The 25,433-nt window shown below is 59.8% G+C and carries 23 protein-coding genes; 16 read left to right on the top strand and 7 right to left on the bottom strand.

Going from position 1 to position 25,433, the window contains the following annotated elements; translation table 11 throughout:
- Position 1: 1 nt before the first annotated feature.
- Positions 2–1,312 carry an MFS transporter gene (locus ACVWYU_RS15140; RefSeq protein WP_247255368.1) on the top strand — a complete coding sequence of 437 codons (1,311 nt, stop codon included), beginning with the start codon at positions 2–4 and terminating at the stop codon, positions 1,310–1,312.
- 60 nt (positions 1,313–1,372) lie between these two features.
- Positions 1,373–2,176, top strand: a complete 804-nt coding sequence (locus ACVWYU_RS15135; protein ID WP_090317790.1) for an IclR family transcriptional regulator — start codon at positions 1,373–1,375, stop codon at positions 2,174–2,176.
- Positions 2,177–2,357: 181 nt separating this feature from the next.
- Here the strand turns inward: ACVWYU_RS15135 and ACVWYU_RS15130 are convergent, their stop codons facing one another.
- A complete protein-coding gene (locus ACVWYU_RS15130) occupies positions 2,358–4,022 on the bottom strand; it encodes an electron transfer flavoprotein-ubiquinone oxidoreductase (protein ID WP_090317793.1) in 1,665 nt (554 codons plus the stop codon).
- 549 nt (positions 4,023–4,571) lie between these two features.
- Here ACVWYU_RS15130 and ACVWYU_RS15125 point away from each other — a divergent pair.
- From ACVWYU_RS15125 to ACVWYU_RS15080, 10 genes are all read left to right on the top strand, one after another.
- Positions 4,572–5,321 carry an electron transfer flavoprotein subunit beta/FixA family protein gene (locus ACVWYU_RS15125; RefSeq protein WP_007987229.1) on the top strand — a complete coding sequence of 250 codons (750 nt, stop codon included), beginning with the start codon at positions 4,572–4,574 and terminating at the stop codon, positions 5,319–5,321.
- Positions 5,322–6,251 carry an electron transfer flavoprotein subunit alpha/FixB family protein gene (locus tag ACVWYU_RS15120; RefSeq protein WP_247255369.1) on the top strand — a complete coding sequence of 310 codons (930 nt, stop codon included), beginning with the start codon at positions 5,322–5,324 and terminating at the stop codon, positions 6,249–6,251.
- 121 nt (positions 6,252–6,372) lie between these two features.
- On the top strand, positions 6,373–7,209 hold the full coding sequence (locus ACVWYU_RS15115; RefSeq protein WP_247255370.1) for a substrate-binding periplasmic protein: 837 nt from the start codon (positions 6,373–6,375) through the stop codon (positions 7,207–7,209).
- 9 nt (positions 7,210–7,218) lie between these two features.
- Entirely contained in the window at positions 7,219–7,575 is a 357-nt protein-coding gene (locus ACVWYU_RS15110) for a DUF4398 domain-containing protein (protein ID WP_247255371.1), read from the top strand.
- Positions 7,572–8,384 (top strand): OmpA family protein, encoded by an 813-nt coding sequence (locus ACVWYU_RS15105; protein WP_247255372.1) that lies wholly within the window; start codon positions 7,572–7,574, stop codon positions 8,382–8,384. Before ACVWYU_RS15110 ends, ACVWYU_RS15105 begins: the two co-directional genes overlap by 4 nt.
- Before the next feature lie 201 nt (positions 8,385–8,585).
- Positions 8,586–10,025 carry an aminotransferase-like domain-containing protein gene (locus ACVWYU_RS15100; protein ID WP_090317810.1) on the top strand — a complete coding sequence of 480 codons (1,440 nt, stop codon included), beginning with the start codon at positions 8,586–8,588 and terminating at the stop codon, positions 10,023–10,025.
- Between the two features lie 100 nt (positions 10,026–10,125).
- Positions 10,126–10,593, top strand: a complete 468-nt coding sequence (locus tag ACVWYU_RS15095; protein ID WP_457373017.1) for a translation initiation factor 2 — start codon at positions 10,126–10,128, stop codon at positions 10,591–10,593.
- A 165-nt stretch (positions 10,594–10,758) separates the two neighbouring features.
- Positions 10,759–11,013, top strand: coding sequence for a YkgJ family cysteine cluster protein (locus tag ACVWYU_RS15090; protein ID WP_247255373.1), 255 nt, complete (start codon positions 10,759–10,761; stop codon positions 11,011–11,013).
- A gap of 50 nt (positions 11,014–11,063) precedes the next feature.
- Positions 11,064–11,669, top strand: a complete 606-nt coding sequence (locus tag ACVWYU_RS15085; RefSeq protein WP_247255374.1) for an START domain-containing protein — start codon at positions 11,064–11,066, stop codon at positions 11,667–11,669.
- A 296-nt stretch (positions 11,670–11,965) separates the two neighbouring features.
- Positions 11,966–14,059: an LTA synthase family protein gene (locus tag ACVWYU_RS15080; RefSeq protein ID WP_457373016.1), complete on the top strand. Its 2,094-nt coding sequence runs from the start codon at positions 11,966–11,968 to the stop codon at positions 14,057–14,059.
- 148 nt (positions 14,060–14,207) lie between these two features.
- Here ACVWYU_RS15080 and ACVWYU_RS15075 read toward each other — a convergent pair whose 3' ends face one another.
- Entirely contained in the window at positions 14,208–14,360 is a 153-nt protein-coding gene (locus ACVWYU_RS15075; protein WP_007945780.1) for a DUF3309 family protein, read from the bottom strand.
- Between the two features lie 286 nt (positions 14,361–14,646).
- On the opposite strand from ACVWYU_RS15075, the gene ACVWYU_RS15070 reads away from it, so the two are divergent.
- The 3 genes from ACVWYU_RS15070 (at position 14,647) to csrA (ending at position 16,197) form a co-directional block, all read left to right on the top strand.
- Positions 14,647–15,462 carry an SDR family oxidoreductase gene (locus ACVWYU_RS15070; protein WP_457373015.1) on the top strand — a complete coding sequence of 272 codons (816 nt, stop codon included), beginning with the start codon at positions 14,647–14,649 and terminating at the stop codon, positions 15,460–15,462.
- 64 nt (positions 15,463–15,526) lie between these two features.
- A complete protein-coding gene (locus tag ACVWYU_RS15065) occupies positions 15,527–15,859 on the top strand; it encodes a YnfA family protein (protein ID WP_047527048.1) in 333 nt (110 codons plus the stop codon).
- 146 nt (positions 15,860–16,005) lie between these two features.
- Positions 16,006–16,197: a carbon storage regulator CsrA gene (gene csrA, locus ACVWYU_RS15060; protein WP_090317829.1), complete on the top strand. Its 192-nt coding sequence runs from the start codon at positions 16,006–16,008 to the stop codon at positions 16,195–16,197.
- Here the strand turns inward: csrA and ACVWYU_RS15055 are convergent.
- From ACVWYU_RS15055 to mnmC, 5 genes are all read right to left on the bottom strand, one after another.
- On the bottom strand, positions 16,186–16,413 hold the full coding sequence (locus ACVWYU_RS15055) for a YheU family protein (RefSeq protein WP_003199186.1): 228 nt from the start codon (positions 16,411–16,413) through the stop codon (positions 16,186–16,188). The genes csrA and ACVWYU_RS15055 overlap by 12 nt on opposite strands.
- Positions 16,414–16,594: 181 nt before the next feature.
- Positions 16,595–17,785: an osmoprotectant NAGGN system M42 family peptidase gene (locus ACVWYU_RS15050; RefSeq protein ID WP_247255378.1), complete on the bottom strand. Its 1,191-nt coding sequence runs from the start codon at positions 17,783–17,785 to the stop codon at positions 16,595–16,597.
- A gap of 98 nt (positions 17,786–17,883) precedes the next feature.
- Positions 17,884–19,632 carry an N-acetylglutaminylglutamine synthetase gene (gene ngg, locus ACVWYU_RS15045; protein ID WP_457373014.1) on the bottom strand — a complete coding sequence of 583 codons (1,749 nt, stop codon included), beginning with the start codon at positions 19,630–19,632 and terminating at the stop codon, positions 17,884–17,886.
- A gap of 3 nt (positions 19,633–19,635) precedes the next feature.
- Positions 19,636–21,408 carry an N-acetylglutaminylglutamine amidotransferase gene (locus ACVWYU_RS15040; RefSeq protein ID WP_457373013.1) on the bottom strand — a complete coding sequence of 591 codons (1,773 nt, stop codon included), beginning with the start codon at positions 21,406–21,408 and terminating at the stop codon, positions 19,636–19,638.
- A 260-nt stretch (positions 21,409–21,668) separates the two neighbouring features.
- Complete coding sequence (mnmC, locus tag ACVWYU_RS15035; RefSeq protein WP_457373012.1) at positions 21,669–23,654, bottom strand: bifunctional tRNA (5-methylaminomethyl-2-thiouridine)(34)-methyltransferase MnmD/FAD-dependent 5-carboxymethylaminomethyl-2-thiouridine(34) oxidoreductase MnmC; 1,986 nt, start codon at positions 23,652–23,654, stop codon at positions 21,669–21,671.
- Positions 23,655–23,884: 230 nt separating this feature from the next.
- Between mnmC and pap the strand changes: the two genes are divergently transcribed.
- Complete coding sequence (pap, locus tag ACVWYU_RS15030) at positions 23,885–25,408, top strand: polyphosphate:AMP phosphotransferase (protein WP_457373011.1); 1,524 nt, start codon at positions 23,885–23,887, stop codon at positions 25,406–25,408.
- The last annotated feature ends 25 nt before the right edge of the window (positions 25,409–25,433 follow it).

Here is a 25,433-nt window from a genome sequence, read left to right as displayed (position 1 = left end):
CATGCAACCGCAAACCCTAACCGGGCAGGCGACGTTGGTGACGCCCAGCCGCAAGCGTTTTTTCATCATGGTCCTGCTGTTCATCACCGTGGTGATCAATTACCTGGACCGCAGCAACCTGTCGATCGCTGCCCCGGCGCTGACCAGCGACCTGGGCATCGATCCGATTCACGTCGGCCTGATTTTCTCGGCCTTTGGCTGGACCTACGCCGCCATGCAGATCCCCGGTGGCTGGCTGGTGGATCGGGTGCCACCGCGCATTCTTTACACTGTCGCGCTGCTGCTGTGGTCGATGGCCACGGTGATGCTCGGCTTTGCCGCCAGCTTCATCGCGCTGTTCGTATTGCGCATGGCCGTCGGCGCCCTCGAAGCGCCGGCCTATCCGATCAACAGCCGCGTGGTGACGACTTGGTTCCCGGAGCGCGAGCGCGCCACGGCCATTGGTTTCTACACCTCGGGGCAGTTTGTCGGTCTGGCGTTCCTGACGCCGGTATTGGCCTGGCTTCAGCACGAATTCGGCTGGCATATGGTGTTTGTCACCACAGGCGCGGTAGGCATTCTCTGGGCGGTGATCTGGTACACGGTGTATCGCGAACCGCGTGAATTCAAAGGCGCAAACGAGGCCGAAATCGACCTGATCCGCGAAGGCGGCGGGCTGGTGGACATTCAGGCCGAGCAAGCCAGGGTCAAAGCCAAATTCAGCTGGACGGACCTGGGGATCGTCCTGAGCAAGCGCAAACTCTGGGGTATCTACCTGGGCCAGTTCTGCCTCAACTCGACGCTGTGGTTTTTCCTGACGTGGTTCCCGACCTATCTGGTGAAATACCGCGGGATGGACTTCATCAAATCCGGCTTGCTGGCATCGCTGCCGTTTCTCGCCGCGTTCGTTGGAGTGTTGTGTTCCGGATTCTTTTCGGACTTCTTGATCCGTCGCGGCTACACCGTGGGTTTCGCTCGCAAGTTGCCGATCATCAGTGGCCTGCTGATTTCCACTTCGATCATCGGCGCCAACTTCGTCGAGTCGACACCGCTGGTGATTGCCTTCCTCGCCCTGGCGTTCTTCGGCAACGGTCTGGCGTCGATCACCTGGTCGCTGGTTTCCACGCTGGCACCGGCCCGGTTGCTCGGCCTGACCGGCGGGGTGTTCAATTTCATCGGCAACCTGTCGGCCATCGCCACCCCGATTGTCATCGGCTTCCTCGCGACCGGTGATTCGTTTGCTCCGGCAATCACCTACATCTCGGTACTGGCGTTGATGGGGGCGCTTTCCTACATCTTGCTGGTGGGGAAAGTCGAGCGTATCAAGTTGTAGTCGCGGCGTTCGGGCGACCATAATGCCGCCCGTTCACTCGCCCAACGGTAAAGGCTGGATATGCAGGAAGACGCCCCAAAAAACGCCAAGGACGCCGCGCCGACCGGCACCCAGACACTGCTTCGTGGCCTGGGTGTGGTTCAGGCCGTGGCCAGCGGCGCCCGTGATCTCAAGGAAATCGCCCGGTTGATCGGCACCACGCGCAGCACCACTCATCGACTGGCCAGTTGCCTGGTCGATGAACGTTATCTGCGAGTGGTACCGCAAGTCGGTTATCTGCTCGGGCCGAAGCTGATCGAATTGGGATTTCAGGCGCGCGAAGAACTGCCGTTGGTCACCCTGGCCGGGCCGTACCTGGATGAGTTGTCGGCGTTGACCGGTGACACCATTCACCTGGCGATCCGTGAAGGCGACGAAGTGTTGTACCTGCACAAGAATCCGGGGCGCAACGGCCCGGAAATGCGCTCGCGGGTCGGCCATCGCATGCCGTTGGCGCGTACCGGCATCGGTAAGGCACTGATGCTCGACGACACCCCGCAAGAGTGGCAGCGGCTGTATGAAGTCAGTCTGCCGGCGGGTGGGAAAAATCAGTTCTGGCCGCAGCACCCGGAGCAGTCCTGGGAGCAGTTTCATCAGCGCATGATCGAGTACGTGGCCGGTGGTTACGCTTTCGACCTGGAGGACAACGAACCGTCGATCCGTTGCGTGGCGGCGCCGATTCGTGATGCCAGCAAGCGCATTGTCGCCGGTATCAGCATCGCCAGCACCGTGCCGTATATGCCGCTGGAAAAAATGGCCGAGTTGATTCCGTTGATCAAGGGTGTGACGGCGCGCCTGTCGGCGGAGCTGGGCGCCAAAATCTGAAGTTGATCGGATTGAATGTGGGCGCGAGCGTGCTCGCGATGGCGGATTGTCAGTCGCATCAGTGGTGGATGTGCTGCCCTCATCGCGAGCAGGCTCTCACACATTGGTTTTTTGTGCCGCCAGTAAAATCGTGGGCAACAAAAAGGCCCCCATTCGGGAGCCTCGTTGTTCAGCGTTCGGCTTACATGTTCGGGTAAGTCGGGCCGCCAGCGCCTTCCGGCGTCACCCAGGTGATGTTCTGCGAAGGGTCCTTGATGTCGCAGGTCTTGCAGTGCACGCAGTTCTGGGCGTTGATCTGGAAGCGCTTCTCGCCATCTTCCTTGGTAATCACTTCGTACACGCCGGCCGGGCAGTAACGCTGGGCTGGCTCATCGTACAGCGGCAGGTTCTTGTTGATCGGGATGCTCGGGTCGGTCAGCTTCAGGTGGCACGGCTGTTCTTCTTCATGGTTGGTACCGGAGATGAACACCGAGCTGAGTTTGTCGAAGCTGATCTTGCCGTCCGGTTTCGGGTAGTCGATCTTCTTGCAGTCGGCCGCCAGCTTCAGGCAAGCGTAATCCGGCTTGGTGTCGTGCAGGGTGAACGGCAGTTTGCCGCCGAAGATGTTCTGGTCGAGCCAGTTGAAACCGCCACCGACGATGGCGCCGAACTTGTGGATCGCCGGGCCGAAGTTGCGGCTGGCGAACAGTTCTTCGTAGAGCCAGCTCTTCTTGAACGCGTCGACGTAAGTGGTCAGCTCAGCAGTGCCGTCCAGGTCAGCGAACAGCGCGTCAGCCACGGATTCGGCGGCCAGCATGCCGGATTTCATCGCGGTGTGGCTGCCTTTGATCTTGGCGAAGTTCAGGGTGCCGAGGTCGCAACCGATCAGCGCGCCGCCCTTGAAGACCATTTTCGGCAGAGAATTCAGGCCGCCCTTGCAGATGGCACGGGCGCCGTAGCTGATGCGCTTGCCACCTTCCAGGTACTGCTTGAGCACCGGGTGATGCTTGAGGCGCTGGAACTCGTCGAACGGCGACAGGTAAGTGTTGCTGTAGGACAGATCGACGATCAGGCCGACCACCACCTGGTTGTTTTCCAGGTGATAGAGGAACGAGCCACCGGTGTTCTCGGTGCCCATGATGTCCATCGGCCAACCGGCAGTGTGGACCACCAGGCCTGGCTGGTGCTTGGCCGGGTCGACTTCCCAGATTTCTTTCAGGCCGATGCCGTAGTGCTGGGCGTCGGCATCGCTGTCGAGGTTGAAGCGCTTGATCAGTTGCTTGCCGATGTGGCCGCGGCAACCTTCGGCGAACAGCGTGTACTTGCCGCGCAGTTCCATGCCCGGGGTGTACAGGCCTTCTTTGGGATGGCCTTCGCGGTCAACGCCCAGGTCGCCGGTGATGATCCCGCGCACCACGCCGTTTTCGTCGAACAGGGCTTCCTGGGCAGCGAAGCCCGGGTAGATTTCCACGCCCAGGTTCTCGGCCTGCTGGGCCAGCCAGCGGCACAGGTTGCCCAGGGAGATGATGTAGTTGCCTTCGTTGTGCATGGTCTTGGGCACAAAGAAGTCTGGAATTTTCTGTGCGCTTTCGGCGTTCTTGAGCACGAAGATGTCATCGCGGGTGACGGGCGTGTTCAGCGGGGCGCCGAGTGCTTTCCAGTCCGGGAACAGTTCGTTCAGGGCCCGTGGTTCGAACACGGCACCGGACAAGATGTGAGCACCGACTTCGGAGCCTTTTTCGACCACGCAGACGCTGATTTCCTTACCGGCTTCGGCGGCCTTCTGCTTCAATCGGCAGGCAGCGGAAAGACCAGCGGGGCCGGCACCGACGATGACCACGTCGAATTCCATGTATTCGCGTTCCACAGGTTATCTCCTACTCAAGGCTCAACAGTTTTTTTTCTAATTTGGGAGGTTTGGTGTCGCATCCTTGAATCCCTGCGCAACGCCGGGAGAGGACAATCGATTAACCACCTTTCTCTTTGGGTGGCGCATTATATCTACACCACTCTCAGCGTCCAATACAAACGTTTGTTTGAAATGGCTCAAAGCCAGATAAATCAAAGTCACGCGGCTTATGAACGGCCATTTTGGCGTATTGACCGGAATAGGTGTTCCGGTCAAGATACGGGCGGTTTTGCGCTCGCCGTAGGCTGACTGCAGGTTTCAAGAGCACCTCTAAAGACAGGGCGATGGCCGTTGAAAGTGAAGTGCCGCGCAGCTTTGGCGCGGAGTTTACACGCTGGGATATTGAATGACTCGTGAGTCACGACTGACGAACGGTCATCAACATCATGAGCGATGGTCACTTGACACGTTTGCCGGCGTTTTTAGAGGTGCCCTTGCGCCCGATGAGCATCAACCGCCAGGTTCGCCTAGGCGACTTTCTTTTCACCGGAGAGTAACGAGGAATCCATGAAGGTTCTTGTAGCTGTCAAACGCGTTGTGGATTACAACGTCAAGGTCCGCGTCAAGGCGGACAATTCCGGCGTCGACCTCGCCAACGTCAAGATGTCGATGAACCCGTTCTGCGAAATCGCAGTGGAAGAAGCCGTACGCCTGAAAGAGAAAGGCGTTGCGACTGAAATCGTCGTCGTCTCCGTCGGCCCGTCCACCGCTCAAGAGCAACTGCGCACCGCGCTGGCTCTGGGTGCCGATCGCGCCATCCTCGTCGAATCCGCCGAAGATCTGACTTCCCTGGCCGTTGCCAAACTGTTGAAAGCGGTTGTCGACAAGGAACAGCCTCAGCTGGTGATCCTTGGCAAACAAGCCATCGACAGCGACAACAACCAGACTGGCCAGATGCTCGCAGCGTTGAGCGGTTACGGTCAGGGCACCTTCGCTTCCAAAGTCGAAATCAGCGGCGACAGCGTAGCTGTCACCCGTGAAATCGACGGCGGCGCGCAGACCGTTTCCCTGAAACTGCCGGCCATCGTCACCACCGACCTGCGTTTGAACGAGCCGCGCTACGCGTCCCTGCCAAACATCATGAAAGCCAAGAAGAAGCCTCTCGAAGTGCTGACTCCGGACGCTTTGGGCGTTTCCACCGCCTCCACCAACAAGACCGTGAAAGTCGAAGCGCCTGCTGCACGCAGCGCGGGTATCAAGGTCAAGTCGGTGGCTGAACTGGTCGAGAAACTGAAAAACGAAGCGAAGGTAATCTAAATGACTATCTTGGTTATTGCTGAACACGACAACAAAGTGCTGGCCCCGGCCACGCTGAACACCGTTGCTGCCGCTGCCAAAATCGGCGGCGACATCCACGTGCTGGTTGCAGGCCAGGGCGCTGGCGCCGTGGCTGAAGCCGCTGCGAAAGTCGCAGGCGTAGCTAAAGTGCTGGTAGCCGATAACGCTGCCTACGCTCACCAGCTGCCGGAAAACGTTGCTCCTCTGGTTGCCGAGCTGGGCAAGGGCTACAGCCACATCCTGGCTGCCGCCACTTCCAACGGCAAAAACATCCTGCCGCGCGTCGCCGCTGCACTGGACGTTGACCAGATCTCCGAGATCATCTCGGTAGAAAGCGCTGACACCTTCAAGCGTCCGATCTATGCCGGTAACGCCATCGCTACCGTTCAGTCGAACGCTTCCGTGAAAGTGATCACCGTGCGTGCCACCGGTTTCGACCCGGTTGCCGCTGAAGGTGGTTCGGCTTCGGTTGAATCCGTTGGCGCTGCCCACGACGCTGGCATCTCCAGCTTCGTTGGCGAAGAATTGGCCAAGTCCGATCGTCCGGAACTGACCGCTGCCAAAATCGTCGTTTCCGGCGGTCGCGGCATGCAGAACGGTGACAACTTCAAACACCTGTACGCCCTGGCCGACAAGCTGGGCGCTGCCGTCGGTGCTTCGCGCGCTGCGGTCGACGCTGGTTTCGTACCGAACGACATGCAGGTCGGTCAGACCGGCAAGATCGTTGCGCCACAGCTGTACATCGCCGTCGGTATCTCCGGCGCGATCCAGCACCTGGCCGGCATGAAAGACTCCAAAGTGATCGTTGCGATCAACAAGGACGAAGAAGCGCCGATCTTCCAGGTGGCCGATTACGGCCTGGTGGCTGACTTGTTCGAAGCCATCCCTGAGCTGGAGAAGCTGGTCTAATCCGGCGGCTTCACTTATAAAGAGCCCGACCTTTTGGTCGGGCTTTTTTTTGCTTTTTTTTATAGGAGCGAGCCGGCTCGCTCCTACAGGTTATAAACGGTCTCAACGGGAGTATTTCGCCATGGATTTGCGCCGCGTGTATGGCTGGTCATTGCTTCTTGGGTTGACGCTATTTCCTGCGTTGTCCAGCGCAGCAGGCAAGTGCGAGCGCCTGGTGGCGACTGGCAGCCCGGATGCGCCACCGTATCTGTGGCAAGACCCGCAAGATCCCAGGCATCTGATTGGCGCCAGCGCCGATTTATTGCAGCAAGTGGCGGGGCAGTTGGGGATCAAGGTTGAACTGTTGTACGCCGGAACACGCTCTCAGGCCCTGGACGAAGTGCGCAGTGGGCGCATGGACTTGCTGGCCGATGCCTCGTTGACGGTCAGCGAACTGGAAACCCTGGATTACATTCACCCGCCGTTGCTGGAGAACGACTATCTGGTCTGGACCCGCAAGGATTCGTCACTGGTCTACAGCAATGCGCAGGATTTGCAGGGGCATACCGGCGCCTTGTCTGAAAAGTCCCGGTTGACCCCGGCATTCGGTACTTTCGCCGAGCAGCGGTTGACCCTCACGCGTACGTCCAACCTGACCCAGGCCTTGCAGAAATTGCTCTTGGGCGAGGTGGAATATGTCCTGGCCGGCCGTTATTCGGGCATGGCGATGGCGCAGACATTGGGCATGTCCAATGACCTGGTGGCTCGCGTGCAACCGGTAGACAGGCCGGGGCTGTTTCTGGCCGTTTCCCATGACTCGGCCTGCAACGATCCGTGGTTGCGCGGACAGTTGGCCAAAAAGATGACAGAATTGCCCGCGTCCGGACTGACGGAGGCCGTGCTGCAACGCAATATCGAGCGCTGGAATGCTCAACTTTCTCAACGGCAGAAGCAACCAGTCAGTACCTCAAAACAGTAGGGATTTTTAGTGAGTATCCGACCTCTTTTCGCTGCCCTGGCCGTTCTGGCTCTGGCGGGTTGTGCAGCCGATCCGGCGCCGAACGAACAAATGCGCCTGACTGCACAGGCACTTGAACAAGCCAAGGCTGTTGGTGCCACTGCCGATGAAGTGCCTGAAATGAAATTGGCCGAAGACAAGTTCAACCGTGCCAAGGGCAACATGGCCGACCAATCCTTCAAGAACGCTCGCATGCGGTCCGAACAGGCCGAGCTGGATGCGCGACTGGCTGAAGCGCGTGTCCTGACCCTCAAGAGCGAGGAGCAGTTGACCGTGCTCAATACCCGCATTGCCCGTCTGCGCAAGCAAGTGGGAGACTCCCAATGAGCCTCAAGACCAAGGCCCTCGGCAGTTTGATCCTGGCCGGCTGCGCAAGCCTCTACGGCTGCGCCGGTCAGCACAGTGAAACGGCATTGCAGCAGGCTAGTGCCGACTTCCAGAAGGTCAAGGAAGATTCCAATGTGCTGCGAATCGCGCCCAAGGACGTGATCCGCGCCGGTGAATCCCTGGCTCGCGCCGATCGGTTGTCCAGCTACTGGGGTAGCGGGTCGGACGTGGCGCATTACGCTTATCTGAGCCAGCGCTACAGCGAGATCGCTCGGGAGCACACCAACAAGGTGCTTAACGAAGAGCGCGCAGCGAAGCTCGAACTGGAGCGGCAGCGCCTGCAACTGGCCTTGCGTGAATCCAAACTGCTCAGCGTGCAGCAGCAGGGCAAGTGGCTTGAAGAACAGATCGTTGCGATGGCCACCACCCAGACGGACCGTGGTTTGGTCATGACCCTGGGTGATGTGCTGTTCGATACTGGTGAAGCGGAGTTGAAAAACTCGGCGAACCGCGTCGTGCTGAAAATCGTCCAGTTCCTGCAGCTCAATCCCAAGCGCGTGGTGCGGATCGAGGGCTACACCGACAGCACCGGTGGCAAACAGGAAAACCTCAAGCTGTCCCTCGATCGTGCGCAATCGGTGGCGGACGTCTTGATGGATCTGGGGATCGACGACAAACGCATTCAGGTTGAAGGCTACGGCGACGAATACCCTGTGGACGCGAACGCTTCCGAGCGTGGTCGCGCCCAGAACCGTCGGGTGGAAATTGTGTTCTCCGACGAAAAAGGCCAGCTGGGCGCCGCCCGCTAAGGGTGGCGTCACTGGAAAACCCGGCCTGCCAGTCAGCGCCGGGTTTTTTTACGCCTGCCAAATACCTCTCAAAACAGTACAGTTCTTGCTGACACTGCACTGTACTGTCGACTATTGTGGCAACTGTCCCAGTACACTTCTAAACTGTTCCGGTATTGTTTCACACAAGAATAAAATGCCCGTGAAATCGAGTGCTGCGTCATGACCAATCTCCTGCTCTACCAACGTATTGCTCAGCAACTGGCCGAAGATATCCGTCGTGGTGTCTATCAACCCGGCGAGCGTGTGCCTTCGGTGCGCAAGATGAGCTCGCAGCTCAATGTCAGCCATGCGACTGTGCTGCAGGCGTATGCCAACCTTGAGGATCAGGGGCTGATCCGTGCCCGGCCGCAGTCGGGTTACTACGTGCACCAGACGCCGGCCCTGACCGCGCCGACACCGGATATCGCCCGGGTCGAGCGTCCTGGCCTGGTCACTCGCAGCAGCATCATCCAGCAGGTATTGGTCGAGTCCCGCCGCGAAGGCGTCTTCCCGTTGGGCGCCGCAGTGCCCAGTGTCGATTATCTGCCGGTGCGGGCGCTGCACCAGCAACTGGCCAAAGTCACCCGTTTTCACAGTCCGCGTGCGTTCAGCTACATGTTCAGCCCCGGTTTCGAGCCGTTGCGCCGACAAGTGGCGATCCGCATGCGTGATGCCGGCGTAGTGGTCGATCCGTCGGAAGTGGTAATCACCCACGGTTGCGTCGATGCCTTGCAAATGTCCCTGCGGGTGCTGACACGGCCCGGTGACCTGATCGCGGCCGAGTCGCCGACGTACTATGGCTTGCTTCAACTGGCCGATCTGCTGGGTCTCAAGGTCATCGAGATTCCCAGCGATCCGTCCACCGGCATGAGCCTGGAAGCCCTGCAATTGGCCGCCAACCAGTGGTCGATCAAAGCCTTGGTGCTGACCACTCGTTTGAGTAACCCATTGGGCGGCACCATGCCAGAGGAGCGGCAGAAACAACTGCTGCGCCTGGCATCCGACTTCGATATCCAGATTGTCGAGGACGATATTTACGGCGAATTGATGTTCGAACAGGGGCGCACCAAATCGCTCAAGGCCTATGACCGCCTGGACCGGGTGATCTATTGCTCAAGCTTCTCCAAGACCCTGTCGCCGGGTGTGCGGATCGGCTGGATGATTGCCGGCAAGTACCAGCAGGAAATCCAGCGTTTGCAGACGTTCAGTACCCATTCCGCGTGCAGCGTTACGCAAATGGGCATTGCGGCTTATCTGGAGAACGGTGGTTACGACCGGCATCTGCGGTACATCCGTCAGGAATATCGCAAGAACCTCAGTGCCTTTCAGCTGGCGGTGCAGCAGTATTTCCCCGAAGGCACCCAGATGACGCGGCCAACCGGCGGTTTCATCCTGTGGGTGAGTTTGCCGGGACGGGTCAACACCCAGGAGCTGCATGTGCGAGCCCTGCAGCAGGGCATCAGCATCGCACCGGGTTTGATTTTCAGTAACACCGAGCAATTCAATCATTGCATCCGCTTGAATTGCGGCATCCCTTGGAATCGCGAAGCCGAGCGTGCCTTGATGACTCTCGGCATGCTCGCCACCCAGCTCTGCCAGGAAATGGCCAGCGGTCTGTGATGGAGGCGGGCAGGTATTTCCTGCCCACGCTTGTCATGTGGCCTGCAACAAGCGAGCATATGGCCCCTCTGTCGTTAGCGCCGTTCGCGCCGTTGGGTCCATGAAACCGATTTTTCCCGCCACCTGGCTGATGATTTGCCTGTTATTGAGCACTCAGCCGCTGTCCGTGATGGCCGCTTCTGTTCAGGAAAAACCGGCATCAAGTACTCCCTCGAAAAAAACCGCTCCCGCCACGAAAGCCGCGCCGGTCAAAAAGAAAACCGTGCCGGTCAAAAAGCGTCCTCCGATCGCGGCCAAGTCGATGTCGGCCAGCGAGGTGGCGAAAACCCCGCTGCCTCCCGTTGACCTGGATTTGAGTTTGCCCAAGGGCATGGTTGACGAGCTGAAGCCGGTCGGCACAGTGCCATTGCCCAAGCGCGAGCCGGTATTGCCGGAAATGTTCGGTGACAAAAGTAGTGATTTCCAGCTCAACGGAAGGTTGATCAGCAACGAAATGCAGCTGCAACGGCGCAATGAAGACCGTCGTGAAGTGGAAGGCGCGGCGTTGGAGTTCGAGTTCAAACATTAATTCTTCCCCCTTCATGACCCGCCAGCCAGACGCTTTGTCGGAGACTGCCCGGTCACGCCCGATTGCAGACAAAAACCCGTGGTTCGCCAATTTAAAACAACTGTTTTAGCGGTTACTCTGTGCCACGTCCTTTAACACATCGCCCGTTGCGAGGAGCTCGTCGTCATGAAATGCCGTGAAGGCTGTGGCGCCTGTTGCATTGCCCCATCCATCAGTTCACCGATTCCCGGTATGCCCAATGGCAAAGCCGCCGGGGAACGTTGCCTGCAATTGTCTGCCGAAAACCTGTGCTCTATTTTCGGCCAGCCAGAGCGTCCGGCAGTCTGTTCGGCATTCGAGGCTGATATTGAGGTGTGCGGCGACAGCCGTGAAGAAGCGATCAGGCTGCTTGGCTGGTGGGAGCAAGTGACGGCTGCGTGATGTGTGGGCTTGCACCTCCGAACGGAACTTCAACAATAAGGAATAAGACTATGGGTTCGCTGCATCGTATTGCTCTGCTGTGTGGTTTGACGGCTGTATTGGCCACCTCGGCCGCCCAGGCCGAAGACTGGAAGGTTGCCAAGAACGAAGACGGCATCAAGGTCTCCCTGAGTGAAGTGCCTGGTTCCGATTACAAGGCCTACCAGGGCGTCACCCTGATGAAGACCACCATGGCCAAACTGCGCGCCCTGCAGGACGACGTCCCCGGTGCCTGCGCATGGATTCACGAATGCAAGACCCAGAAGTTGCTCAAACAGGAAGGCAATCAGCTCTGGACCTACACCCAGTTCAATACCCCCTGGCCAGTCACCCCGCGTGATTCGGTGATGCACGTCACCGTTATTGAAGGCGCTGATGGCAGTCTGACCCGCAAGCTCGAAGGGGTGCCGAAATACTTGCCTGAAGAAAAAGGCTTTGTCCGGGTCGCCAAGGTCGAGGGAATCTGGAAGTTCGTCCCCAAGGGCGATCAGATCGAAGTGACCTATCAGGTGCACACCGAGCCGGGTGGCAGTGTTCCGTCGATGGTGGCCAACAAATTCGTGGTCGATGCGCCATTTAATACGTTGAAAAACCTCAAGGCCCGCGCCGAGAAGTAATCCGGTTGCCCTGTTGAGCAAGGCCTGCGCAACGCCCCGACCGGTTCGGGGCGTTGCCGTTTTTACAGGGCAGGGCTTTATTTTGTTTCCAGATATTCGTTGCACGAAATTTTCACAACGCCTCCAAGACAATCCGCGCGCGTCTGCATTAACGAACAGTAATCAATGGCAATGATGCGGTTGATCGTGCAACATTTGCGCATCGCGCAAACCCCAGGCCAGGATCTAGCCAACAGAGGGCAGGGCGCAGCTGTATTTTTTTTGAAACTTCAACTTCCAATGGGTCCTAATACGACATGGCAATTCCGGACGCCCTGAATCAGCAGCGAGCTTCAAGTCGCCTGCTGCAACCGACTGTCAAATCGCATCTGGCGTATACGCTTTTGTGCGCTTTGGTCATGATGGTGATGTTCTCCTTGTTGCGCGTCGCGCTGCTGGTCTACAACCGCTCGATGATCCTCGACACACCGGCCTCGACATTCCTCGAAGCCTTCGCCAACGGCCTGCGTTTCGACTTGCGCCTGGTGGTTTATCTCTGCATTCCGTTGCTGATTGCGTTGTTCAGCGCCCGTGCCATGGCGGCGCGCGGGCTGTTCCGCTTCTGGCTGACGGTTGCCTCGAGCATCGCGCTGTTTCTGGGCCTCATGGAGATGGATTTCTACCGTGAGTTCCACCAGCGTCTCAACGGCCTGGTTTTCCAGTATGTGAAAGAAGATCCGAAAACCGTGATGAGCATGCTCTGGTACGGTTTTCCGGTCGTTCGCTACCTGCTGGCCTGGGCCGTAGGTACCTGGATCCTCAGCCTGGCGTTCAAAGGCGCCGATCGTGCGACCCGTCCTCGCGGTCCCTTCAGCGGCGGCAGCATCGGTACTCGCCAGGTGGCCCCTTGGTACGCGCGCTTCGCCGTGTTCGTGGTCTGCCTGCTGATCTGCGTGGTCGCTGCCCGCGGTACCTTGCGTCAAGGCCCGCCACTGCGTTGGGGTGACGTCTATACCACCGAGTCGAACTTCGCCAACCAGTTGGGCCTCAACGGTACCCTGCAACTGGTTGCCGCGGCCCAGAGCCGGATGTCCGACGAGCGCAGCAACATCTGGAAAGCCACCATTGACCAGCCATTGGCCCAGCAGACCGTGCGCGACATGCTGCTGACACCAAGCGATAAACTGGTGGACGCCGATACCGCCGCCGTTCGTCGTAATTACACACCAAACGCCGACAAGACCCTGCCGATCAAAAACGTCGTCGTGATCCTGATGGAAAGCTTCGCCGGTCACTCGGTGGGTGCGCTGGGGCGTCCAGGCAACATCACGCCGTACTTCGATAAACTGTCCAAAGAAGGCCTGTTGTTCGACCGTTTCTTCTCCAACGGCACCCATACCCACCAGGGTATGTTCGCCACCATGGCCTGCTTCCCGAACCTGCCGGGTTTCGAATACCTGATGCAGACCCCGGAAGGCAGCCACAAGCTGTCTGGGCTGCCGCAGTTGCTCAGCGCCCGTCAATATGACGATGTGTACGTCTACAACGGCGACTTCGCCTGGGACAACCAGTCGGGCTTCTTCAGCAACCAGGGGATGACCAACTTCATCGGGCGTAACGATTTCGTTGACCCGGTGTTCTCCGATCCGACCTGGGGTGTTTCCGACCAGGACATGTTCAATCGTGGCCTGGAAGAACTGAAAGCCCGCGACGGCAAGGACAAGAAGCCGTTCTATGCCTTGCTGCAAACCCTGTCCAACCACACGCCCTACGCGTTGCCGACCCCATTGCCAGTTGACCAGGTCACTGACCGTGGCACCCTCAACGAGCATTTGACCGCCATGCGCTACTCCGACTGGGCGCTGGGTCAGTTCTTTGAGAAGGCGCGCAAGGAGCCGTACTTCAAGGAAACCCTGTTTGTGATCGTCGGTGACCATGGTTTCGGCAACGAACAGCAGATCACTGAAATGGATCTGGGGCGTTTCAACGTTCCGATGCTGATGATCGCACCGGGCATCCAGGAAAAATTCGGCCAGCGTGACCACACCGTGGGTACCCAGATCGATATCGTACCGACCATCATGGGTCGTTTAGGCGGTGATGTGGTGCACCAATGCTGGGGACGTGACCTGCTGAACCTGCCGGAAGGTGACAAGGGTTTTGGCGTGATCAAGCCATCGGGCAGCGATCAGACCGTCGCCTTGCTCACTGCCGACCGTGTGTTGGTGTTGCCGAAGGAAATGTCGCCGAAACTCTACCGGTATGAACTGGGCGCGAACCCTAAAGGTGAGTTGATGCCGGAGTCGTCCGATGAAGCGGCACTGAAACTCAAGCTTGAGTCGTTCCTTCAGACCGCCACCAAGAGCCTGCTCGACAACACCGCCGGTGTGGTCGACGGCAACCCGGACTAAGTAAAGCAGCAATATAGAAACAAATACTTGTAGGAGCGAGCTTGCTTGCGATGGACGTTAACGATGACGCGTATTTTCTGAATGAACGCGTCGTCATCAAGTCCATCGCGAGCAAGCTCGCTCCTACATTTTTTTGCCGGTCAGATCTTCATATTCTGCCGAGCAAGAGCAGGACCAACAGCACGACCAACACGACGCCAATGATGCCCGATGGTCCATAACCCCAACTTCTGGAGTGCGGGAAGACCGGCAATCCACCGATCAGCAACAAGATCAGAATTACGATAAGAATTGTGCCCATGACTGTTTCCTTGTTGGAAGTATGCAGGAATGACCTGATCGTTAATGGTCAGCGGGAATGCAATTAATTCGGGCTGCTTAAAAAATCCGACTGCCGCGCACCTCATAAAATTCCAAGTTTTTTCGATGTTTTTCCAACAGCGGACTGTTTCGGGGTTAATTGCGTTAGTTGGGCCGCACGCGCCTGCGGTTTGCTCGGGCCATTCAGCAATCTGATGGAGCGTGGGTCGGGCAATATCCTTCGCTACACTCGACGCATCTTCCCCGGAACAACAAGGCTGTTTGCTATGCAAAATCGCATGATGATCACTGGTGCGGGCTCTGGCCTGGGTCGCGAAATCGCGCTGCGCTGGGCGCGCGAAGGCTGGCAGCTGGCCTTGTCGGATGTCAGCGAACCGGGCCTGCAGGAAACCCTGAAACGGGTGCGTGAAGCTGGCGGCGATGGTTTCATCCAGCGCTGCGATGTGCGCGATTACAGCCAGTTGACCGCCTTCGCTCAGGCCTGCGAAGTGAAACTGGGTGGTGTCGATGTCATCGTCAACAACGCCGGCGTGGCATCGGGCGGTTTCTTCAGTGAACTGTCCCTCGAGGATTGGGACTGGCAAATCGCAATCAACCTGATGGGGGTGGTCAAGGGCTGCAAGGCTTTCCTGCCGCTGCTCGAAAAAAGCAAAGGCAAGATCATCAACATCGCGTCGATGGCCGCGTTGATGCAAGGTCCGGCCATGAGCAACTACAACGTGGCCAAGGCTGGCGTGGTGGCGTTGTCCGAAAGCCTGTTGATCGAACTGGCCCATCAGGAAGTCGGTGTGCACGTGGTTTGCCCGTCGTTCTTCCAGACCAATCTGCTGGATTCGTTCCGTGGCCCGACGCCGGCCATGAAAGCCCAGGTCGGCAAGTTGCTGGAAAGCTCGCCGATCAGCGCGGCCGACATTGCCGATTACATCTATCAGCAGGTCGCCGCTGGCGAGTTCATGATCCTGCCCCACGAGCAGGGCCGCATGGCCTGGGCGCTCAAGCAGAAAAACCCGCAACTGCTCTACAACGAAATGACCCTGATGGCCGACAAGATGCGCGCCAAGGCCAAACAATCCGCAGGCTGAGCTTGCCCGCACGGGACAGCCTCGTTAGGGTGGCCGCCATCGGTCATCCTCGCGAGACGTTCGCATGCTCAACTACCTGTGGTTTTTCCTCGCCGCGCTGTTTGAAATCGCCGGCTGCTTCGCCTTCTGGATGTGGCTGCGCCAGGGCAAGAGCGCTTGGTGGATCGTGCCGGCGCTGCTCAGCCTGACCTTGTTCGCCGTGCTGCTGACCCGTGTCGAAGCGGTCTACGCCGGTCGCGCCTATGCCGCGTACGGTGGCATTTACATCATTGCATCGATTGGCTGGCTGGCGGTGGTCGAGCGGATTCGTCCGCTTGGTTCGGACTGGATCGGCGTGGCGTTGTGCGTGATCGGGGCCAGCGTCATTCTGTTTGGGCCGCGCTTTACCGCGTCTTGAAGGAACTGTCCAAGCGATTTGTAAGACCTTTCTGTCAGTGCTGTGGGTCTGTGCTTGTAGGTTGGGTCTGGATTGCCGTTGTTGCCTTGAAGAGCAGCAGTGCGCCGGGCATCTTCAGGGTCCGGTAACCCTGAAGGACGAAGGCCATGCTTGTACTCAGCCGTGTTGTGGGCGAATTGATCTCCATCGGTGACAACATTTCCATACGCGTCGTTGGCATCAACGGCAATGACGTGCGCTTCGGCGTCGAGGCTCCGCGCAGCGTCAATGTGCACCGATCCGAAATCTACGAGCGCATCCAGCGCAAACTGGCCCAAACGAAAAAATCAGTCGAATAGGTGCTTGGGTACATCGTGCTTGAGCATCAACTGGCATTGCTCGCTTTCCGGGTCGAAGACAATCAGTGCCTGCCCCTTGGTCAATGCCTGACGCACTCGCAGTACACGGGTTTCCAGTGGGGTGTCGTCACCATTGTCGGTGCCGTCACGGGTCACGAAATCCTCGATCAGGCGGGTCAGGGTGTCGACTTCAAGTTGGTCGTGGGGAATAAGCATAGGCACCTCGGTCAAATCAATGGCGCGATGCTACGGCCAATGGTGGATTGCTGCCAGCCCGGGCTTGAGTGTTGTGTGATCCGGCGTCTTCGCGGGCAAGCCACAAAAAGGTGAGCAACTCAGAACCTGTGGGAGCGTGGCTTGCCCGCGATGGCGTCGGCCTAGCCGATGAAGTCCAGGATCATCTATCGTTACGCTGCCCCACCAGGCTGTCCACCGACGGCACCCGGGTATCGCTTTCCATCTGGGTGTCGTGTTCGATCTGGTGACTGAAGCGGTCCAGGGAGCCCTTGGCCGGTTGCGCATCGCTGGCGAACACCGGCGGGCTGAGGATATAGGCGCCGAGCAGGCGACTGAGGGCCGCGAGGCTGTCGATGTGGGTGCGTTCATAACCGTGGGTCGCGTCGCAGCCGAAAGCGAGCAGGGCGGTGCGGATGTCATGGCCGGCGGTCACGGCCGAGTGAGCATCGCTGAAGTAGTAACGGAACAGATCGCGGCGCACCGGCAACTCGTTGTCACTGGCCAGGCGCAACAGGTGCCGCGACAGGTGATAGTCATAGGGACCGCCGGAATCCTGCATCGCCACGCTCACCGCGTGTTCGCTGGAGTGCTGGCCGGGTGCGACCGGAGCGATGTCGATGCCGACGAATTCACTGACATCCCAGGGCAAGGCCGCCGCCGCGCCGCTGCCGGTTTCCTCGGTGATGGTGAACAGCGGATGACAGTCGATCAGCAACTCCTCACCGCTGTCGACGATCGCTTTCAACGCTGCCAGCAGCGCCGCCACACCGGCCTTGTCGTCCAGGTGACGAGCGCTGATGTGGCCGCTTTCGGTGAACTCAGGCAACGGGTCGAAGGCAACGAAATCGCCGACGCTGATGCCCAGCGAATCGCAATCGGCGCGGGTGGCGCAGTAGGCATCCAGGCGCAGTTCGATGTGATCCCAACTGATCGGCATTTCGTCCACGGCGGTATTGAACGCATGCCCGGACGCCATCAGCGGCAATACGCTGCCACGGATCACCCCGTTGTCGGTAAACAGGCTGACGCGGCTGCCTTCGGCAAAACGGCTCGACCAGCAACCCACGGGAGCCAGGGTCAAACGTCCGTTGTCCTTGACGGCGCGCACGGCCGCGCCAATGGTGTCCAGGTGCGCGGAAACGGCGCGATCGGGGCTGTTTTTCTTGCCCTTGAGCGTCGCGCGGATAGTGCCGCGCCGGGTCATTTCGAAGGGAATGCCCAGTTCTTCAAGGCGTTCGGCGACATAGCGCACGATGGTGTCGGTGAACCCGGTGGGGCTGGGAATGGCGAGCATTTCCAGCAGGACTTTTTGCAGGTAGGTCAGATCGGGTTCCGGGTATTTGATGGTCATGGAAACTCCTGATGAGGTTGAGCGCATCGATGGTTTCGATGAGGGACTTTTGTTGCTTGCCAGCGAAGACGGTGGTCCATTCACAGCCTTTCCAAGACCTAAGAAACGACCGGCTGACTATGCGGAAACAACAAATCCACAAAGCGTTCCGCCGTCGGCTGTGGCTCATGGTTGGCTAGCCCTGCACGCTCATTGGCTTCAATGAACACGTACTCCGGTTGATCGGCGCCAGGCACCATCAGGTCGAGGCCGACCACGGGAATATCCAGCGCCCGCGCGGCTCGCACGGCGGCATCTGCCAGCGTCGGGTGCAGGATCGCGGTGACGTCTTCGAGTATCCCGCCGGTATGAAGATTCGCCGTCCGCCGTACGAACAAATGCTCGCCCGCCGGCAGAATGCTGCTGTAGTCATAACCGGCGGCATGCAAGGTGCGTTGGGTTTCCGCATCCATCGGGATTTTGCTTTCTCCGTCCGTGGCGGCCTGCCGACGTCGGCTTCGGGCTTCGATCAGGGCGCCGATGGAATGCTGACCATCGCCGACCACTTCGGCCGGTCGGCGAATCGCGGCGGCGACGACTTCAAAGCCGATCACCAGAATCCTCAGATCGAGGCCTTCGTGGAAGCTTTCCAGCAGCACGCGACTGTCGAAGCGGCGAGCGGCTTCGATGGCTTGCTGGACGTCTTCGATGGTCTGCAAATCCACCGCAACGCCTTGCCCCTGTTCACCGTCCAGCGGCTTGACCACCACCCTGTGGTGTTCGTCGAGAAACGCGAGGTTGTCATCGGCATTGCCGGCCAGTTGCTGCGACGGCAGGTTCAAACCCGCGTTCTTGAGCACTTTGTGGGTCAGGCTCTTGTCCTGGCACAGGCTCATGCTGATGGCGCTGGTCAGATCGCTGAGGGACTCGCGACAACGCACCCGGCGCCCGCCGTGGCTGAGGGTGAACATCCCGGCGCCGGCGTCATCGACCTGCACATCAATGCCGCGTCGATGGGCTTCCTCGACGATGATCCGCGCATAGGGATTGAAGGGCGCCTCGGGGCCAGGGCCGAGGAACAACGGCTGGTTGATTCCGTTCTTGCGCTTGATGGCGAACGTCGAGAGGTTGCGAAAACCGAGCTTGGCGTAGAGGTTTTTTGCCTGGCGATTGTCGTGCAGTACCGACAGGTCGAGGTAACTCAGGCCGCGACTCATGAAGTGTTCGATCAGATGCCGCACCAGCACTTCACCGACCCCCGGGCGCGAGCAATGCGGATCGACCGCCAGACACCAGAGGCTGCTGCCGTTTTCCGGATCATTGAAGGCCTTGTGATGATTGAGGCCCATGACGCTGCCAATCACCGCGCCGCTGTCCTCGTCTTCGGCCAGCCAGTACACCGGGCCGCCCGAGCCCTGTGGCGTCAGCCGAGAGGCTTCGACGGGCAGCATGCCCCGCGCCTGATACAGCTGATTGATCGCGTTCCAGTCCGCTTCACTCTGGGCACGACGGATGCGAAAGCCGCGAAACACCCGGGTGGCCTGACGGTAATCGCTGAACCACAGGCGCAAGGTGTCGGAGGGATCCAGAAACAGTTGGGTCGGCTCCAGTCCCAGCACTTGTTGCGGCGCGGCGACATACAGGGCGATGTCGCGCTCACCGGGTTGTTCGTTGAGTAACGCTTGGGCGAGGCTGGCCGCATCGGCAAAGGTGTGGCCGATCAACAACCGGCCCCAACCGCAATGCACGGCGATGGGCGCAGTCCCCAGTTCGCTGCCGTCTTCGGCCAGGCGAGCCTGCAAGCGTTCGTAGGAGGGCGTCTGACCGCGCAGCAAGCGCTGGTTGATGGCCGAGGCATGAGGTTTCATCGATCAGATTCCTTGTTCGCTGAACCACAGGTTCAGGGCCGCCAGTTGCCAGAGCTTGGAACCGCCTAGCGGGGTCAACTGGCCCTGCGGGTCGGTCAACAGACGGTCGACCATGGCGGGCTTGAACAGACCGCGATCCTGGCTCGGATCGAGCAACAGTTCGCGGACCCAGTTCAGGGTGTCGCCTTGCAAATGCTTGAGGCCCGGTACCGGGAAGTAACCTTTCTTGCGGTCGATCACTTCACTCGGAATCACCAGGCGCGCGGCTTCCTTGAGCACTTGCTTGCCGCCATCCGGCAGTTTGTATTGACCCGGCACCCGGGCCGACAACTCCACCAGGCGATAGTCGAGAAACGGTGTGCGCGCTTCCAGGCCCCAGGCCATGGTCATGTTGTCGACGCGTTTGACCGGGTCGTCCACCAGCATCACCGTGCTGTCCAGGCGCAGGGCTTTGTCCACCGCCGCGTCCGCACCAGGCTGTGCGAAATGTTCCTTCACGAAGTCGCCTGCGGCGTCGTTGGCTGTCAGCCATTTGGGCTGAACGGTGGCGGCGTATTCGTCGTAGCTGCGATCGAAAAACGCTTCGCGATAGGCGGCATAGGGGTCGCTCGCACCGTCCACCTGCGGGTACCAGTGATAGCCGGCGAACAGTTCGTCGGCGCCCTGGCCGCTTTGCACCACTTTGCAGTGCTTGGCCACTTCCCGTGACAGCAGGTAGAAGGCGATGCAGTCATGACTGACCATCGGTTCGCTCATGGCGCGGAACGCGGCCGGCAACTGCTCGATGATTTCTTTTTCGTTGATACGCAGTTGATGGTGGTGAGCGCCGTAGTGTCTGGCGATCAGGTCCGAATACTGGAACTCGTCGCCGCGCTCGCCGCCGGCATCCTGGAAACCGATGGAGAATGTCGACAGGTTTTCCACGCCGACTTCACGCAACAATCCCACCAGCATGCTCGAATCGACACCGCCGGACAGCAGCACGCCAACGTCGACCGCTGCACGCTGTCGGATCGCTACGGCATCACGTGTGCTGTCGAGCACCCGGTCGCGCCAGTCTTCGAGCGTCAGTTTCATCTCATCGGCGTGTGGTCCATAGGTCAGGCTCCACCAGGTTTTCTGTTCGGTGGTGCCATCGGCATTGATGCGCATCCAGGTGGCTGGGGGTAGTTTTTCGATGCCCGCCAGCAAGGTGCGCGGTGCCGGCACCACGGCGTGGAAGTTCAGGTAGTGATTGAGCGCGACCGGATCGAGGATCGGGTTGATGTCACCACCCTTGAGCAATGCCGGCAGGGACGAGGCAAAGCGCAGGCGCTGGCCGGTGCGCGACAGGTACAGCGGCTTGATGCCGAGCCGGTCGCGGGCGATGAACAGCCGTTGGTTGTCCCGCTCCCAAATGGCGAAGGCAAACATGCCGTTGAGTTTGGGCAGCAGTGCTTCGCCCCAGGCGTGAAAGCCCTTGAGCAGCACTTCGGTGTCGCCACCGGAGTAGAACGCGTAGCCAAGGCTTTCCAGCTCGGTACGCAGTTCGGGGAAGTTGTAGATCGCGCCGTTGAAGGCCAGGGACAGGCCCAGTTGATGGTCGATCATCGGCTGCGCCGAACCGTTCGACAGGTCCATGATTTTCAGGCGGCGATGGCCCAGGGCTATCGGCCCTTGACTGTGAAAACCCCAGGCGTCGGGGCCGCGAGGCGCCAGGTGGTGGGTGATTCGCTCAACCGCTGCGAGGTCTGCAGGTTGATTGTCAAAACGTAACTCGCCAGCTAATCCGCACATAAATTCCTTACCGGTTTTTCCGTTGGGGAGGGTCATTCGATTACCGCACCAAAACGGCGGGTACTCGAAAACTGACCCGGCTGAATCCCCGGAGTTTTAGACCGATAAGTTATAAGTAGGCGGTAGGTCTCCCCAGGCAACCCTTTGTGGGGGCCGGCCTGCCGGCGAAGGCGTCAGGTGATTCGCCACATGATTTGAGGGCCTCATCGCCGGCAAGCCGGCTCTCACAAAGGGTGGATGCGACGATCAATGGAGCGGGGTCAGGCGCTGGTTCGGCGAATCAGGCGGCGCACGGCAAACCGGTTGGGATGACAGGCTTCGGCCACGCTTCTGGGCAATGGCAGGGGTTCGTTATCCAGCCAGGCCGCCAGCAGTTCCCCGGACAGCGGTGCGGTAATCAGGCCGCGCGAGCCGTGGCCGCTATTGACGTACAAACCGTCCAGCCACGGGCATTCGACGTCCGGCACCTGTCGGGCATCCTTGCCCAGCGCGGCATAGGCCTGGGTAAATGCCTGGCTGTCGGCCAGGGGGCCAACGATTGGCAGATAGTCGGGGCTGGTGCAGCGAAAGGCGGCGCGACCCTGGAGGCTTTCGGGGTCGAGTTTGTCGACTTGCAGACGCGTGACCAGGTCGTGGGAGATCTCTTCGAGCATGGCCAGGTTGCCCAGGTGCTCGGCCGTGGTCGGCGTCAGGTCATCGCTCTTGAAGTCGAAACTGGCGCCCAGGGTGTGTTCGCCCAGGCGCGCCGGGGCGACGTAGCCTTCGGCACAGACTACGGTGTTCAGCGCCCGGCTTTGCGGGGTTTGCGGCAGGCGAGTGATTTGCCCGCGAATGCGCTTGAGCGGCAGTTCGGAGGTTTCCGCAAAGCGCTGGATCTCGGCAGCACCGGCCAGCACCACCACGGGTGCGCTGGCGAGTAACTGGTCGCCGTCCCAGGCCTGCCACTGGCCATCAGCCCTGCGCAATGCCAGGACATCGCGATGGGAGAGCAATTGAATCTGCGGATGCGCCATCTGCCATTGGCACAGCGCCGGAGGATGGACCCAGCCGCCTTCCGGGAAGTACAGGCCGCCCTGCGCCAGTCCGATACCGGCCAGCGCTTGCGCCTGGGGCTGATCCAGCAGGTGCAGCAGGTCCGCGGGAAACGCCTCGGCCAGTTGCAACTGACGTTCGGCTTCCTTGGCGTTGAACGCCAGTTGCAGCACGCCGCAATCGTCCCAGTCGGTGCTTCTCTGCAAGTGTTCGAGCTGGCGCCGGGTGTAGCCGAAACCGCTGACGATCATTTGCGACAGCGTCGTGCCATGGGCCGATAACTTGAGGTAAAGCACGCCTTGCGGGTTGCCCGAAGCCTCCTGTGCGACCTCCTGATGTCGCTCCAGCACGCTCACCTGCCAGCCCCGCGCCGCCAGGCTGGCTGCGCTGGCGCAACCGGCCAGCCCGGCACCGATCACCAGGGCGCGGCGTTCACCGGTCAACGCTGCGGGTCGGGCGAACCAGGGCTTGTCTGGCGCCGGGGCGGTAACCTCCTGCGGCCAGCCAAGGAACTCGCCGCGCAGGATTTCCCACTTGTGGCCGATGCCGGGTGTGCGTTTCATCTTGAAGCCGGCGGCATTGAGCAGGCGGCGTACCCAGCCGGTGCTGGTGAAGGTGCTGATGGTCGAGCCGGGGGCGGCCAGACGCGCCAGTTCGGCGAACAGTTCAGCGGTCCACATGTCGGGGTTTTTCGCCGGGGCAAAGCCGTCGAGAAACCAGGCGTCTATCCGGGCGTCCAGTTGTGGCAACTGCTCCAGAGCGTCGCCGATCAGCAACGTCAGGGTCACACGACCGTTGGCCAGTGTCAGGCGCTGGAACCCTTGATGGATCGCCACGTATTGCGCCAGCAGTTGATCGGCAAAGGGCTTGAGTTCTGGCCACAGTGCCAGGGCCCGTTGCAGATCGGCCGGGCTCAGCGGGTACTTTTCGACGCTGACGAAATGCAATCGCGCATCAGCCGCCGCGTGTTGCTCGAACACCTGCCAGGCACACAAAAAATTCAGCCCGGTGCCGAAGCCGGTCTCGCCAATCACCAGGCGACCGCCCTGGGGCAACGCGGCAAAGCGTTCCGCCAAACGGTTCTGTTCGATGAACACATAACGGGTTTCGTCCAGCCCCGACTTGTCGGAGAAATACACATCGTCGAATACGCGCGAATAAGGGCGACCTTGGTCGTCCCAGTCGAGCTGGGCGTGGGGCATTACAGGTTTCATGGCAGGCTCGGCAACGGCAAGGCGGCCATTCTAGCCGATCGCCACGATGAGAAGACCTGCCCCTGCAGGAGCGAGCCTGCTCGCGATGAATTCAAGAGCACTGCGGTTATTCAGAAAACCCGCGTTATCGTTGACGTCCATTGCGAGCAGGCTCGCTCCCACAAGGAACTTTCTGCGAACAAAGGCAGCCCGATCCGCTAGTCTTGCTCACATCTGGAAGGGAGCCATTCATGTTCGAATCTGCCGAAATCGATCACGTGATCGACAAAGAAACCTATGACGCCGAAGTGCCGGCCCTGCGCGAAGCCTTGCTCGAAGCGCAATTCGAGCTCCAGCAGCAAAAGCGTTTTCCGGTGATCATTCTAATCAATGGTATCGAAGGCGCTGGCAAGGGCGAGACGGTCAAGTTACTCAACGAATGGATGGACCCGCGGCTGATCGAGGTCCGTACCTTCGATCAGCAAACCGACGAGGAACTGGCGCGACCACCGGCCTGGCGCTACTGGCGGATGCTTCCGGCCAAGGGGCGCATGGGGGTCTTCTTCGGCAACTGGTACAGCCAGATGCTGCAGGGGCGGGTGCATGGCGTCTTCAAGAACGCTCGACTGGACCAGGGCATCAATGGTGCCGAGCGCCTGGAAAAGATGCTGTGCGATGAAGGCGCCCTGATCTTCAAATTCTGGTTCCACCTTTCCAAGAAGCAAATGAAGGATCGCCTCAAGGCCTTGGCCGACGATCCTTTGCACAGCTGGCGTATCAGCCCGCTGGACTGGCAGCAATCGCAAACCTACGACAAGTTTGTGAAGTACGGCGAACGCATTCTGCGTCGCACCAGCCGCGACTACGCGCCGTGGCATGTGATCGCCGGGCTGGATCCGCGCTATCGCAGCCTGGCAGTGGGCAAGATCTTGCTCGAAGGGCTGCAAGGCGCCCTGAACCGGCCGACGATTCACCCCGACAAAGTCAGCGCCGCGCCATTGCCCGTCAGCGTCGATCAAGTGAACCTGCTTGATCGCCTGGACCTGACGTTGCACCTGGATAAAGAGGATTATGAGGAGCAATTGATCACCGAGCAGGCACGGTTTTCCGGGTTGATGCGTGACAAGCGCATGCGTCGCCATGCACTGGTAGCCGTGTTCGAAGGCAACGACGCGGCGGGCAAGGGCGGGGCGATCCGCCGGGTCGCCGCGGCGCTCGATCCGCGTCAGTACAACATCGTGCCGATTGCCGCACCGACCGAAGAGGAGCGGGCACAGCCCTATCTCTGGCGTTTCTGGCGGCATCTTCCGGCCCGGGGCAAATTCACCGTGTTCGACCGCTCCTGGTATGGCCGGGTGCTGGTGGAGCGTATCGAAGGCCTCTGCAGCCCCGCCGACTGGTTGCGCGCCTACGGTGAAATCAACGATTTCGAAGAGCAGATCGCCGATGCCGGCGTGATCGTGGTCAAGTTCTGGCTGGCCATCGACAAGCAGACGCAACTGGAGCGTTTCCAGGAGCGCGAAGAGATTCCCTTCAAACGCTTCAAGATCACCGAGGATGACTGGCGCAACCGCGACAAATGGGATGATTATCGCGGCGCCGTTGGCGACATGGTCGACCGCACCAGCACCGAGATTTCGCCCTGGACCCTGGTGGAAGCCAATGACAAGCGCTGGGCGCGGGTCAAGGTCTTGCGCACCATCAATCTGGCACTGGAGCAAGCGTTCGAAAAGTCCGACAAGCATGAGCGCCAGGCACAAAAAGGCAAGAAGTGAGGCGATGGTTGCGCATACGCGGGGT

This window comes from Pseudomonas sp. TE12234 (assembly GCF_054061835.1).
Note: the sequence above shows the minus strand (reverse complement) of the source record. Positions and strands in the feature narration are given on the sequence as shown.